The 13369-nt window shown below is 55.4% G+C and carries 15 protein-coding genes and 2 tRNA genes; 6 read left to right on the forward strand and 11 right to left on the reverse strand.

Going from position 1 to position 13369, the window contains the following annotated elements; all coding sequences use genetic code 11:
• Window positions 1-23: 23 nt before the first annotated feature.
• On the reverse strand, window positions 24-227 hold the full coding sequence (gene hpkA, locus MV985_RS00285) for an archaeal histone HpkA (protein ID WP_297457931.1): 204 nt from the start codon (window positions 225-227) through the stop codon (window positions 24-26).
• Window positions 228-413: 186 nt separating this feature from the next.
• Window positions 414-887 (reverse strand): dCTP deaminase, encoded by a 474-nt coding sequence (dcd, locus tag MV985_RS00290; RefSeq protein WP_297457933.1) that lies wholly within the window; start codon window positions 885-887, stop codon window positions 414-416.
• A 46-nt stretch (window positions 888-933) separates the two neighbouring features.
• On the opposite strand from dcd, the gene MV985_RS00295 reads away from it, so the two are divergent.
• Window positions 934-1009 (forward strand) — tRNA-Arg (locus MV985_RS00295).
• 659 nt (window positions 1010-1668) lie between these two features.
• Here the strand turns inward: MV985_RS00295 and rpl12p are convergent.
• The 8 genes from rpl12p to MV985_RS00335 form a co-directional block, all read right to left on the reverse strand.
• Window positions 1669-1986, reverse strand: coding sequence for a 50S ribosomal protein P1 (rpl12p, locus tag MV985_RS00300; RefSeq protein WP_297457935.1), 318 nt, complete (start codon window positions 1984-1986; stop codon window positions 1669-1671).
• A 69-nt stretch (window positions 1987-2055) separates the two neighbouring features.
• Window positions 2056-3075 carry a 50S ribosomal protein L10 gene (locus tag MV985_RS00305; RefSeq protein ID WP_297457962.1) on the reverse strand — a complete coding sequence of 340 codons (1020 nt, stop codon included), beginning with the start codon at window positions 3073-3075 and terminating at the stop codon, window positions 2056-2058.
• Between the two features lie 5 nt (window positions 3076-3080).
• Window positions 3081-3731 carry a 50S ribosomal protein L1 gene (locus tag MV985_RS00310; protein ID WP_297457937.1) on the reverse strand — a complete coding sequence of 217 codons (651 nt, stop codon included), beginning with the start codon at window positions 3729-3731 and terminating at the stop codon, window positions 3081-3083.
• Window positions 3732-3809: 78 nt separating this feature from the next.
• Window positions 3810-4301: a 50S ribosomal protein L11 gene (locus tag MV985_RS00315; RefSeq protein WP_297457939.1), complete on the reverse strand. Its 492-nt coding sequence runs from the start codon at window positions 4299-4301 to the stop codon at window positions 3810-3812.
• Between the two features lie 24 nt (window positions 4302-4325).
• Entirely contained in the window at window positions 4326-4784 is a 459-nt protein-coding gene (locus MV985_RS00320; RefSeq protein ID WP_297457964.1) for a transcription elongation factor Spt5, read from the reverse strand.
• A gap of 17 nt (window positions 4785-4801) precedes the next feature.
• Window positions 4802-4987, reverse strand: coding sequence for a protein translocase SEC61 complex subunit gamma (locus tag MV985_RS00325; protein WP_297457940.1), 186 nt, complete (start codon window positions 4985-4987; stop codon window positions 4802-4804).
• 32 nt (window positions 4988-5019) lie between these two features.
• Entirely contained in the window at window positions 5020-6141 is a 1122-nt protein-coding gene (gene ftsZ / locus MV985_RS00330) for a cell division protein FtsZ (RefSeq protein WP_297457942.1), read from the reverse strand.
• Window positions 6142-6256: 115 nt separating this feature from the next.
• Window positions 6257-7075 carry a D-aminoacyl-tRNA deacylase gene (locus MV985_RS00335; RefSeq protein WP_297457966.1) on the reverse strand — a complete coding sequence of 273 codons (819 nt, stop codon included), beginning with the start codon at window positions 7073-7075 and terminating at the stop codon, window positions 6257-6259.
• 220 nt (window positions 7076-7295) lie between these two features.
• Between MV985_RS00335 and MV985_RS00340 the strand changes: the two genes are divergently transcribed.
• The 3 genes from MV985_RS00340 to MV985_RS00350 all read left to right on the forward strand — a co-directional run bounded on the left by MV985_RS00340 (window position 7296) and on the right by MV985_RS00350 (window position 11115).
• Window positions 7296-8330 (forward strand): TAXI family TRAP transporter solute-binding subunit, encoded by a 1035-nt coding sequence (locus MV985_RS00340; protein WP_297457944.1) that lies wholly within the window; start codon window positions 7296-7298, stop codon window positions 8328-8330.
• A gap of 71 nt (window positions 8331-8401) precedes the next feature.
• Window positions 8402-8797, forward strand: coding sequence for a DUF1850 domain-containing protein (locus MV985_RS00345; protein ID WP_297457946.1), 396 nt, complete (start codon window positions 8402-8404; stop codon window positions 8795-8797).
• A 2-nt stretch (window positions 8798-8799) separates the two neighbouring features.
• Window positions 8800-11115, forward strand: coding sequence for a TRAP transporter fused permease subunit (locus tag MV985_RS00350; protein WP_297457948.1), 2316 nt, complete (start codon window positions 8800-8802; stop codon window positions 11113-11115).
• A gap of 27 nt (window positions 11116-11142) precedes the next feature.
• Here MV985_RS00350 and MV985_RS00355 read toward each other — a convergent pair whose 3' ends face one another.
• On the reverse strand, window positions 11143-12351 hold the full coding sequence (locus tag MV985_RS00355; RefSeq protein ID WP_297457950.1) for a hypothetical protein: 1209 nt from the start codon (window positions 12349-12351) through the stop codon (window positions 11143-11145).
• A 54-nt stretch (window positions 12352-12405) separates the two neighbouring features.
• On the opposite strand from MV985_RS00355, the gene MV985_RS00360 reads away from it, so the two are divergent.
• Both MV985_RS00360 and MV985_RS00365 read left to right on the forward strand, forming a co-directional pair.
• The gene (locus tag MV985_RS00360; RefSeq protein WP_297457952.1) at window positions 12406-13005 is read left to right on the forward strand and encodes an RNA ligase partner protein; all 600 of its coding nucleotides are present in this window, start codon (window positions 12406-12408) and stop codon (window positions 13003-13005) included.
• 25 nt (window positions 13006-13030) lie between these two features.
• Window positions 13031-13107 (forward strand) — tRNA-Thr (locus tag MV985_RS00365).
• Window positions 13108-13369 lie beyond the last annotated feature (262 nt).

Raw genomic sequence — 13369 nt, forward strand, 5'->3', positions numbered from 1 at the left:
AGAAATGGGTAGAAAAGAGATCATCAGCTCTTGATGGCGAGCTTGATGTCCTCGGCCTTAACGGTCTTCCTGCCAGCGTGCCTGGCGAACTCGTTGGCCTTCCTGGCAACTTCAATAGCGTACTCCTCGAGGTACTCGGCGAGGACCCTGGCGGCGTCCTCACTGACCCTCTCGGCGCCAGCCTTCCTTATAAGCCTGTCAATCGGGGCAATCGGCAACTCGGCCATTCACAACACCTCCTTAAAGATATTCTCGGTTTTCTTTTAGGGATTGGAGGTATATAAACCTTTCGGTAAATAGAGGGATTTCCACCCTCCAAAAGCAGCATCAACCTGGAAGGGGAGGTAACTACCTCGAAGGAGGGTCCTGGGGAGACTTTCCAGCTCCAACCCCCCTCTCCTGGTTCCCCGGGATTACCCATCGGCTCTCCTCTTTGAGAGGACTATGCGCTGACTCCCCTGGTAGCTGCCGCGATAGGGGTTTTTTGCTGGACCCTCAAGACGTATAAACGCTATCTGGACAAAGCGCTCTCCGTAATCCAGCTCAACGGGTTCCTTCGAAGCGTTGACGATCATCAGGGTGAGGTTGCCGTCCCATCCCGGGTCAACCCATGCGAAGGAACCGAGGAGGCCTTCCCTCGCGAGACTGCTTCTGAGCCTCATATCCCCCATAACATCGTCTGGAAGTTTAACGCGCTCGAGGGTTAGAATTAGGGCATGGGTCCTGGGGGGAATTACGACACCTCCATTTTTCTCCACGTTGATGAGCTCGCCGTCTATATAAGCCTCTTTCCCAACGCGCAGATCGTAACCTGCCGGTTGAAGGGACTTTTCGTTGAAGGGTTCAATGAGAATCTCCTTCCTGATTTTCCAGTCCGGGAGTATCATCCCACCACCGCAAGCTTTATTTTGTCAGCCCTTAAAACACTTCCGAGGGCCCGTGGCCTAGAGGATATGGCGCCGGCCTTCGGAGCCGGTAGTCGCGGGTTCGAATCCCGCCGGGCCCGCCATAGCAAACTTTTCTGGGGAAAAGTTTGATCAAATGCTTTTAACTTCTGGAGATTGTGGAGGGAGTTTGTGTGCACTCTTACTTGCCAATCCTGATTGCGGGTTTGAGCCCTCACGCAAGCCCTCCAACCAGTTTCACCCTTATTGTTGGCGTCCGAAGGACGCCGTTTCAGGAGTGAAACGCTTACAAGGGAGCAGTTATGGATACAACCTCTTTCCGAACGTGACTATTTTAACGTGCACGAGGCATTGCTGGATCCCTTTTGCAGTGAAAGATTTTTGGTCAAGCTTTTCGCCAGAAAAGGTTGTTTGGGGGCTAACGCCCCCACACCCCCTTATCGCCCTTGCTTCGCAAAGCGCTGGCGGAAAATTGTCGACTGTTTTGAAATGTTAAAATGTAGGGGGATTCCTCGCATCTCCCTAGCAATTCTATGGTTGAATTCTCTCATTAATGCTCTTCTCCAGAGAGTTCCCATCCTTTGACGCCCTTCGGGCGTCTGTTAAAGTTGAACTCCTGCCAAAACGCGAGTTAACAATGATAGAATTCAAGATTTATCCCAGTGTTTTTCAGTGGAATCCACTCAAACTGACGATTTAGGGGGAACCACAAACTTTGATCAAACTTTGCGAAGGCAAAGTTTGAAAGAAAAGGGAAGAGGGTTCAGCCGAAGAGGGCGCCAAGACCGGCGAGGGCCTCCTCCTCGCTGGCCTCCTCTTCCTCTTCTTCCTCTTCCTCCTCCTGAGCGGCCTCGGCCGGAGCCTCTGCCGGGACAGCGGCGACTGCAACCGGGGCGGCAACCGGCATGGCGGCCTTCTCTATGACCTCGTCGATGTTGACGCCCTCGAGCGCTGCAACGAGGGCCTTTATCCTGGCCTCATCGGGGGTAATCCCGGCGGCCTCAAGGACCTTCTTAAGGTTCTCCTCGTTTATCTCCTTGCCAGCGGCGTGGAGCAGCAGAGCGGCATATACGTACTCCATCTTTCACACCTCCGATCATCCTCATTTTCAATCCATTTAACATCTGTATGGGATACGGGAAACTGGAAATCAGCCGAAGAGCGCGCCCAGTCCCGCGAGCGCGTCCTCTTCGCTGGCCTCTTCCTCTTCCTCCTCTTCCTCGGCCTCCTCAACCTTCTCCTCAGCCGGCTGAGGGGCCGCGACTGTCACTTGTGCCTGGGCGTTTAAAAGCTCTTTGGTCTTCTCGTCAAGTAACTCTTCAGGCAGGTTCTGGGCTATGAGCAGGACTGCACGAAGGGCCCTGCCAAAGATCTCCTCGATTGTTTCGGGCGTGACGTAGCCAGCCTCGACTGCAACGTTCTTGGCCCCGAGGAAGGCCTTCTGGATGATCGCCTCGATGGTCTGCTTGGTCGGATAGGCGGTGTTGACCGACAGGTTGAAGGCGTGCATGTAAGCCTTCTGGAGCATGTTGATGTACTCGTTCTCGTCGATGGCAAGAACCTCTGGAGTGTAGACTATGCCGTCCTCGTAGGCCGCGAGGAGGTTGAGACCGACCTCGAGCGGCTCGATGCCGAGCGCGTTCAGGATCCTGGCGAGCTGGTCGGTTATTACCTCACCTGCCTTGAGGACGGTGTAGTCCTTCTGTATGCTGACCTTGCCCTTCTCGATCCTCGCCGGAATACCAAGGGCCTGCATCTCACCGACGAGCGGACCCGGCGCGAGTGAGGTCGGTCCGGCCGGGATGACGACGTCGTGCGGAACGACCGCACCGGCCTTGGCCGGGGCCGGGGTCTTGCTCTCCTCGAGGAGCTTGTAGAGCTTGAAGGGGTTCATCTCGGTGGCGAGTATTCCGGCCCCACCCTGGATGTGGTCAACGAGCTTCTCGAGCTCGGGTTTGTTGAGCTCCTTCGCTGCCCTCTTAATGGCGAGTTCGATGAGAGTATTCCTGCTGACCCTGAGGAGCGCTTTGCCGCGGAGTTTGTCACGCATCTTGCTAAGCGGATAAGCGGGGACGCCGGCCACGTCAACGAGCGCTATCACTGGGTGGCTCTTGATGATCTTGGTGAGCTCTTCAACTTCCTTCTTTTTCCACTCGGCTACGTGGGCCATTTCCCTCACCTCTCCACCTTGATGGCCGGTCCCATGGTGGTCTTGATGTACACTGACTTCACCTGGTTCTCGCCGCGCTCAAGCTTGTTGAGTATCGCGTTGAGAACCGCCTCGGCGTTCTCGGCGAGCTTCTCGTCGTCCATGTCCTCGGTGCCTATAGGAGCGTGTATGACGGGGTTGTTCTTGAGCTGTATCCTGACGGTCTTCCTAAGCTTGTTCACTATGGGCTCAAGGTTGGTCATCGTCGGCGGAACGACAACTGGCATCTTGTTCCTCGGACCGAGGTACCTACCGAGGTACCTACCGATCTTCGGCATCAGCGGAGCCGCGGCAATGAAGAAGTCGTAGTTCTTCGCCAGCTTCCGTGCCTGTCTCGGGTTCTTTGCGAGCTCCTCAAGCTGCTCTCCACTAATCACATCAAGCCCGAGCTTTTTAGCCGCCTCGGCAACGGCACCATCAGCGATGACCGCGATCTTCGGTTCTTTCCCACGACCGTGGGGCAGCACAACCTCAAGCTTGAACCTGTTCTCCGGCTTGCGGAGGTCAATGTCCTTGAGGTTGACTGCCATCTCGACGGTCTGTGTGAAGTTGCGCGGCTTAGCCCGGGCCTTCGCCTCCTTCACCGCTTCCAGGAGTTTCTGCCTGTCATAGGCCATTTACAGCCCTCCTTTCGGTTTTGATTTAAGCCGAAAAAGTCAAAGATGCGTAAAAGGAGGGATTTTTAAACTTTTCCCTCACTCCTCGGCTTTCTCAAAAATCTCGTCGTAGAGCCCCTCGTCAATCTCCCTCTGGACTTCCCTGGGGTCCTTGCCCTCGACTGTGACGCCCATGCTGAGGGCGGTGCCTATGACCTCTTTGGATGCCTCCTTGAGGGTCGGCGAGAGCATCTGATCAATCTTCATCTTGGCTATCCTGACGACCTGCTCCATGGTCAGGTCCCCGACGGGACTGTGTCCGGCCTCACTTGAACCCTTGGGAATGCCGAGTTCCTTCTTTATGAGCTGGCTTGTCGGGGGAATGCCGACCTCGATCACGAAGGTCTTCTTTTTGGGGTCGGTGACTATGATCCTCACGGGGACCTGCATACCCTCGAAGTCCTTGGTGGCTTTGTTTATCTCGTCGACTACCTGTTTGACGTTGAGTCCGAGAGGACCGATAGCTGGACCGAGCGGCGGTCCGGGTGAGGCCCTTCCTCCCTCAACGAGCACCTCAACAACCTGTGCCATCTTTCTCACCTCTGGATGATTCCTTCACTCCTTCTGGCGTTTGCTTATAAGTCTAACGTATTCGCCCCTCACCGTGACCGGAATGGGGACGATGGAGCCTATGAGCTCCACTACTATTTCGTCCTTGCTCTCATCAACCCTGACGACCTTCGCCTTCTCGCCCTTGAACGGGCCGGCGATGAGCTCAACGATGTCCCCTGGCTCGAAGCCACTCACAGCGGGCTTCTCCTCGAGGAAGTGCTCTATCTCCTCGAATTTGACCTCTCCCGGAAGCGTTCCCTTGGCGTGGCGTATGCCTTTGATGGCCTCGTCGACGGCGCTCTTACTTGGTGCCTCAACGAAGATGTATCCCTTAACCCTGGAGGGGGCAAGGATTGCGTATACCGGAAGGTTGTAGGTTTTAACCTTGCTGTATATCAGCTTTGATGTGGTCTCCTCCTGGCCAACGGTGACGCGCACTGTGAATATCCTGCCGTCGCTCATCCCCATCACCATTTCTATCACTGCCCGGTGATGAGATAACCCACCAGGCGGATTATGAGGCCGATGGACCCTATGAGGAGCATTCCCAGGCCGGTTACCTTAACGGCCAGCTTGAACTCCTTGGGCCCCGGCTTCTTCGTGACCATCAGAACCCTCCGCGACTCCGCGAAGAAATTTTTAAGCTTTTCTATAACGTTCGCCACGACTCTCACCCCTGCTTTTGAAATAGAAATGATCAGAGCTCGTCCAGGTCGAGCCTGATAACCTTCCTCTCCTCCTCACCGAAGTAAGGCCTTTCCTCCTCCTCCGCAACCGCGTAGGGCGAGCTGACGCCCGTGACAACGAGGAGGATTCTTATGGTTTTACCAAGCTCCTCGTCGAGCTGGATTCCCCAGATGACCTGGGCCTCGGGATCGAGCTTGCTCGTGACGAGTTCGATTATCTGCTGGGCCTCCTCGAGCTTGACGTCGCTTCCGCTTATGCTTATCAGAGCACCCTTGGCGCCGCTTATGTCGACGTCGAGGAGCGGGCTGTTCAAAGCCTGCTGAGCAGCCTCAAGGGCGCGCTTCTCGCTGTCGCTCTCGCCGATGCCTATCATCGCAACGCCGCCGTCCTTCATAACTGCCCTAACATCGTTGAAGTCGAGGTTAACCAGTCCAGGCTTGGTGATGAGCTCGGTTATGCCTTTAACCGCCTGGACGAGTATCTCATCCGCAACTTTAAATGCCATGTGGATCGGGAGGTTCGGGGCCACCTCCATGAGCTTGTCGTTCGGGATGACTATGACCGTGTCGCTGTTCTTCCTGAGCTTTTCAAGGCCGTACTCGGCGTTCTTGATGCGCCTTATTCCCTCAACCGTGAAGGGGAGGGTGACCACTGAAACGGTCAGGGCGCCCATCTTCTTGGCTATCTCTGCAACCACCGGGGCGGCGCCGGTTCCGGTTCCACCTCCGAGACCGCAGGTGATGAAGACCATGTCTGCCCCCTCAAGGGCCTCCCTGATTTCCCTCTCGCTTTCCCTCGCGGCCTCTTCACCCATCTTGGGGTTGTTCCCGGCACCGAGACCGCGGGTAAGTTCCTTACCTATGAGTATCTTCTTGTGAGCGCGAACCTTAAGGAGATCCTGGGCATCGGTGTTGATGGCTATGACCTTCGCACCCTCAATACCGACCTGCATCATTCTGTTAATGGTGTTGCAACCGGCTCCACCCACACCGACGACGTATATCTTGGCCTGGATCTGCTCGAGGATCTTCTTAAGTTCCTCATCAATGTCCGTCTGGGCCACAGGGGTTTCGGAGACACCCTTCGAGCCAGCGGAGGTCCTCTCAATGGCGTCTTCAATCAGCTTCAGCATGCTTTCACCCTCCGGTAAATTGACACCGCCCCAGTTTTGGGCAGGGAGTATATAAACCTAGCTGGACGAAGGCTGATTTTTAAATCCCGCTTAACATCTTTAAAGATTTCGCTTTTCAATCCCGTATGAACTCCAGTCCGAGCTCTTCGGCCAGGTTCCTTGCCAGCTGCCTCGTCTCACCTTTGCTACCCTTCCAGTCAACGTAGATGGTATCCACCCCGCGAGAGGTTCGTTCTATGGCCTTCAGCAGCATCTCCCTGCCCAGCGGATGGGCGTACTTCGGGACTATGTGACCGAAGGCAATCTCTGTCTCGAGTGCCCTCTTCGTCTGTTTCGGCGCGTAGTGACCGCCGCCAATTCCAACCGCCACCGGAAAGTCTGCCCTTTCGTAGTTTTTGAGGACATAAACTATGGTCTCGGCTATGATCTCACCGGCCCTCTCGTTGATCCACTCCTCTTCGCTTGAGCCTATCTCAATGAAGAAGCCCGGGACGTCCACCTCCGTGGGGCCATGGTGGGTCGCCTCATAACAGACCGTCCAGCCGAGATCGTTCAGCTCGTTCATCTTCAGTAATGCGAGCTTCATAGCCACCGGTTCCGCAATGGCGAGGCTTTCGTCCCTTCCACCGTACATCGCCTTTCCCCAGTTGCCGGTCACGTGGGTGGTTAAAGCCGGGAGCTTCTGCCTGCTCGAGTGCCTCGAGGCGAAGGCTATAATCTCCGGCCTGAAGCCGAGCTGTTTCTCTATCTCCTCGTCGAGGCTGTCGTAGTATATCATCTCGTTGTTGGTCGTCAGTATGACGGTATCCCCCCTGCTGTAAACCGGGTTGCCATCGAAGACCCCTCCGGTTTCAACAAAACCGAAGTTCTCAACTAGCTTACCCATTATGTTCATCGAGGCTGGGTCAACCCGGGTTGTCATTATCACCTTCATCCGCAACCCCTCCGATTGATACCCGAGAACGTTAAAAGGCTTTGCACCGCATAGGTTTCACAATCGCACCGCTTCCACGGAGAATTCGCCAGTTGATACCGGCGTTTTTATGAAAGATTTACGAAAATGTAACGCAAACTATATAACAGCGGGCGTGCTTCAATATCCTAATATGGCCACATGGCCATAGATGTACAACACAACCGGAGGGTGGACTGCAATGAGAAGGGTTGTATCAATAGGGCTGGTGGCGGTTTTGGTCTTTGCCGTGATAATGGCCGGCTGTATCGGTGGCGGCAACGAGACCAGCTCCCCGACCAGCGGTCCGACTGAGAGCTACTCGATAGAGATATACACTGGAGGTACGAGCGGAGTTTACTACCCGCTCGGCTCCGCCTATGCGAACATACTTAACAAGTACAGCAAAAAGGAGACGGGCATAAAAATCGAGGCCAGGGCCGTCACCAGCGGTGCCAGTGTTGCCAACGCCCAGGCCATAGGTGACGGAAGGGCCCAGGCGGCGATAATGCAGAACGACGTCGCCTACTACGCCTACCACGGAACGATCCTAAAGGCGTTCAAGGGCAAGCCTGTTAAAAAGCTCCGCGGCATAGCGGCCCTCTACCCGGAGACCATACAGTTCGTCGTCAGGGCCAACAGCCCAATCCACAGCCTCCAGGACCTGAAGGGAAGAAAGGTCGCGGTTGGAGCGGCCGGGAGCGGTACCGCCGTTGCCGCCCAGCAGATACTCGAGGCCGCTGGAGTGTGGGACGACGTTGACAAGGTCTACCTCAAGTTCAGTGAAGCGGCCCAGCAGCTCAAGCTCGGCCAGATTGATGCGGCGGTTATAGTTTCCGGTGCCCCCACTCCGGCAATCGAACAGATAGCAGTCCAGACCCCGGTAAGGGTTCTTCCAATCGGGGAGGACATACTCAAGAAGCTCAAGGAGAAGGGATACATCTTCTACGTCGCCCAGACCCTTCCGAAGGACACCTACAAGGGCATGACCGAGGACACCCCCACACTCGCGGTCAAGGCGATCCTCGTCGTCAGCGCAGACGTTCCGGACGACGTTGTTTACGCCATGACCAAGCTCCTCTTCAACCACGTTGACGAGCTCAGGCAGGTCCACGCCAAGGCCAAGTACATAAGCTTCGACACCGCCCTCGACGGTATGAGCATTCCACTCCACCCGGGAGCGATCAAGTACTACGAGGAGAAGGGCAAGGAAGTGCCCAGTGACTTAAAGCCATGAGGAGGGTCTCTTTGAGCAAGAAAGCCCTTTCTTTTTTTATTATCATCGCGGTTTTAATCCTGCTTTTCCCGGTGAAGGCAATTGAGGTAGACCTCGATGGCAGGTCCTACGTATATCCCATCGGTTCGAGGATAGAGATCGACTACATCCACAGCGTTGAGAGAAGCCCGGTAGTTGAGATTCTCGTCGCCAACGAAAGCGGCTTCTACGCCGTTGAGATGAGGTGGATGGACTTCGGCGCGGGCCTGCCGGAGGATGTGCAGAACCTAACCGATGGGTTCTATGTGAAGAGGACCCGCGATTACCTGGGCAGGGAATTTTCCTACTGGTTCATCCCGATAAACCACGCCAACGTTACCGTTGATGGCAAACCCGTCCTCCTCGATTCCAATGGGGGCAGGAAGGTTGTCGTCAGGTTCCGTGTAAGGCGCGTTCCATTGGCGAGTTTGATGATAGGGAGGTGGTGAAAGTGGCTGAGGAGCCAAGCATAGACGTTGTCGCCGCGGAGGAGGTCGTCATAGAGAGAACCCGGACGTTGCCCCCCAGACTGGAGCTGGTCGTTAAGGTGGCGGCCGTACTGATAGGCCTTTACGAAATACTGTTCATATTCAACTTCAACTACACCCTCTACGACCTCTTCCAGCGCCTTGGGATTGAGCTGGAATTCCTCAGAGTAACCTTCCAGCCCAAGCAGGGCGAGGCCTTCGTCATGGCAATGCTGATGATAATAACGTTCCTGCTCTACCCGATAAGGAAGAAGGAGGAGTATTTCAGGAAAGTCTTTGCCTACGACTATCTTATGGGATTCCTTGGTGCCATCTCGATGCTCTACCTTTTCGTCGTTTACGAGAGGTACATCCTCACCTCCACCCTCAACACCACCGATGTCCTCTTCGGCCTGCTGGCGATAATTATGGTGATAGAAGCGACAAGGCGCGTTCTTGGATGGGTTCTCCCTGCGATCGTGGGAGTTTTCCTCCTCTACGGCATCTATGCAATCAACTACGACTGGACCCGCTTCGTCCAGCAGCTCTACTTTGATGAGGGCATCTTCGGAATCCCGTTCTTTGTCATGACGATCTACGTTTTTGCCTTCATTTTCTTCGGTGCCTTCCTGCTTAAGATAGGAGTCAGCGACTACATAACGGAGTTTATGATAAGCCTCTTCGGAAAGAGGCCGGGGGGTCCGGCAAAGGCCGCGGTCATATCGAGCGCCCTCATGGGTACGGTAAGCGGTTCGAGTGTCGCCAACGTCCTGACGACGGGGACCTTCACCATACCCCTGATGAAGAAGGCCGGCTACCCGCCGGAGATAGCGGGGGCGGTTGAGCCGGTGGCCTCAACGGGAGGTCAGCTGATGCCCCCGATTATGGGCGCCGCGGCGTTCATAATGGCGGAGTTCCTGAACCTTCCCTACAACAGGATCATAATCGCGGCGGTCATTCCGGCCATAGTCTATTACGCGGCCGTTTACCTATTCATTGACCTCGAGACCAGGAGGCTGGGTCTGAAGGGCATAGCGGCCGAGACCTTCAAACCCATGGCATACTTCCTGAGGAAACTCTACATCCTCCTGCCCATCGTCGTTATCACCGTCGCCCTCGTCTGGGGAATAGCGCCTCAGATAGCTGCCATCTCGTCCCTCGGCGTCGCCATCTGGGTGGCCTGGATCTCCCGCGACGAGATCTATGGAAACGAGAAGCTCTACGTCGCGATCGTCCTGCTGGCAACACTGCTGATGTTCACCGGGAGTACGCTCAACAAACCGGCCGCGCTTATCCTGGTAGCTATGTTCCTCCTCCTGACTGCCCTGGGACTCGTCGGGAAGGGCGTCACCTTCAACGAGAAGTTCCAGATAACAGCCCTGTTCCTGCTTTTCATAGCCCTCACAAAGTATCTCGGCATGACGAAGGAGCAGATCGTCCTGATGACCGGGGTCTTCGGGATACTCTTCTCCATCCTCGTCGGCTACCGCTCAGCGGTGGACAGTGGCAGGATGATGTACAGGGCTACCTACGAGGCGATGATAGACGCAGGAAAGACCAGCGTCAGCGTCATGCTGGCGGCCGCCTCGGCAGGCCTCATACAGGGCGTCCTCACTATGACCGGCGAGCTCACCAACATCGGCTACCGCCTGATAAACCTCACCGGTGGGAACCTCTGGCTGCTCCTCGTCCTCACGATGGTTTTCAGCCTGATCCTCGGAATGGGTGTGCCGACGACGGCCAACTACATCATAACCTCCCTTGTCGCAGCCCCGGCGATATACATGCTAGTCAGGGACGTCTTCCCGTACAACCAGCCGGTTCCAGGATACACCGTCCTCATAGCCATGCTCGCGGCCCACTTCTTCGTGTTCTACTTCGGGATCCTCGCCGACGTTACCCCGCCGGTTGCCCTCGCGAGCTACGCGGGTTCCGCGATAGCGGGCGGCGACTTCTGGAAGACGGCGATAAACGCGGTGAAGTACGCTCTGGCGGGTTACATCGGCCCCTACATCTACTTCACCCACCCTGAGATGTTCCTCATAACGGTTCCAAACTGGACGCCAGTTGCCGCCCTGAGGGTGCTTTACTACCTCGCGGCAACGCTCTTCGTAATGTACCTGCTGGCGATAGCGCTGACGGGCTTCTACAAAGCTCGCCTGAAGGGATGGGTGCGGGGCCTGGTGGGGGCAATTGGCCTTGCCGGGGTCACCCTGAACCCAGTGGTGATCGGGCTCGGCATCGCGACCTGGCTGGGTCTTAAGTTCTACGGCAGGAGGCTCTCGGTGGAGGGGAAATGAACGCCCCTCCATTCTCCCATTTGAAAATCAATATAGCATTACCTCGAAGCCGAGGTCACTCAAAAGATCCGCCAGTGCATTCTCATCCACGTAAACGAGTAGATGGTGGTTCCCCAGTGTTCCATCCACGAAGTCCACGGCGTTTTCAAGTCTGAGTTTGACCTGCGTCCTGCAGCGCATGTTGCTGTGCTCCTGGCCAACCACTTCCACGCCGGCAACTACCGCTTTTCTCCCGCGTATCTTGAGCAGGCTCGCCCTCCCCTTAGGAAGCTGGACGTCAACACCGACACCGGTTCCGCTCTCGAAGTGGCTTCTCAGAACGTAGCGCCCGATGAGTGGCGCGGTGCAGTGGGCGAGAAGGAGATAATCGTCGCCGTAGTCCGCTATGTTGCCCATGAAAGCCGGCCTGTCAAAGAAGCGCCGCGCTATCATCATGCCGAGAAGGGAGTTAAGCTCCCCCTCGCACGCCGCCGGAATTCCGCGGGCGTTGAACATGGCCAAAGCGAGGCACGGGGTGGAGCCTATCTTCCCTATCAGGTCGAAGCAGCCGATGGTGAAGCCGTCCAAGTTGTAGTCCCTCAGGATTCTCTCTATCGCTACGTAGATCCTCCCGGCCTTGGTCAAAGCTATCCTATCGGGTTCCTTAATCTCAACCGCCTTGGAGACAATTTCCTCGACGGCGCTCCAGCCCTCCTCGTCCGTGACTTTATCATAGTACTCGTAGAACTTCTTGAGGCTTATGCTGGTGTAGGGAAGTTCAAAGCGCTCGTTTATAAGCCAAGGGGAAACCCTTCCAATGAGACCGAGGCGCATCCGAAGGAACTTGTCCAGGGTCTCTTTCATGTCCTCGTAGCCGAGGAGTGCAGCCTTAAGCTCGTTGAAGTCTTTGACGAGGGTCGAGGGGATAAGCCTCTCGCGGAAGTACTCCCTGAGCTCTATCCCGGCCGCGAGGGAGTTGTTAAAGGGGTCACCGTGGATGACTATCGGTCTCCTGTAAACCGCGAACTCCTTCAACGATCCCTCCGTACCACCGGTGAGGGGGTAGAGAACTATTGCATCAACCTCATTGAAGTTGACCTCCTCCTTCGCCTCCTTGAAGTCCTTTTTCGTGGAGACGAAGAAACCTCCAACTACCTCAAAATCCTTCGCGAGGTTCGTTATGAACTCCGAGGTCTTCTTTTCAAAGACCTTCGGGTTCGCGAGCTCGCTGACTCCAAAAACGACTCCCACCTTCATGCTTTCACCCAATCGTTTTAAACTCCCGCGATTAAATAAGCTTGTGGTGATTCGATGAGGTTCGTCCTCGACACGAGCATCTTTGTCAACCCGGAGGTGAGGAAGAAGTTCGGGGACAACCCGACCGAGGCGATGAGAACGTTCCTCGGTTACGCAGGGAAGCTCTTTGGCAGGGTGGAGTTCTACATGCCGCCGGGCATCTACAGGGAGGTCATGCACTTCGTCGATGGGGAGGAGCTCCTGCCGGACATCGAGCTCTACATAATAAAGAAGCCGCCGAACGTCCACGATATCAAGATTCCTGCCTTTGTGGTTTACGAGCTCATTGACGACATAAGACGGAGGATAGACAAGGGGTTAAGAGTTGCCGAGAAGGCCGTCCGCGAGAGCGTCATCGAGACCGAGGATGTTGACAAGATCATCCAGAAGCTCAGGAGAAACTACCGCAAGGCACTCCGGGAGGGAATAGTGGACAGCAGGGAGGACTTTGAGCTCATACTTTTGGCCAAAGAACTTGATGCGACCATAGTTTCCGCAGATGTCGGCATACTCACCTGGGCCCAGAAGATGGGGGTCAGGTGGATTGATGCCGCCAACTTCCGAGAAGTGCTTGAGGGCCTGTCCGAGAGACTCACGGAAGGGAAAAATTTATAAGCCCTCCCGACACCGTATCATCGGCGCCCCGGTGGCTCAGCCTGGTGGAGCGGCCGCTTGGTAAGCGGCAGGTCGCGGGTTCAAACCCCGCCCGGGGCTCCACAAGAACCTTTGCCTGCACAAAGTTTCATGAAAGTTGGTAGCTCCTTCTTATGGTTTCTGTTCGTGAGGGGTTTTTTCTGCTTGAGTTAATTGTTTTGGAGGAGAACCTTTTCTAAGGGCTCTTTTGTAAGGGGTTTGCACTAAAAAGACGCCCTTCGGGCGTCAGAGAAAAATAAACCCCCTACTAAGATGGCATTTAGTCCATTGTTCTCATAAAGAACTGTTTCCTAAGGAGAAAACCCAATTTCTCAAATTCAAAACT

It is taken from the genome of Thermococcus sp. (assembly GCF_027012695.1).
Taxonomy (GTDB): domain Archaea; phylum Methanobacteriota_B; class Thermococci; order Thermococcales; family Thermococcaceae; genus Thermococcus.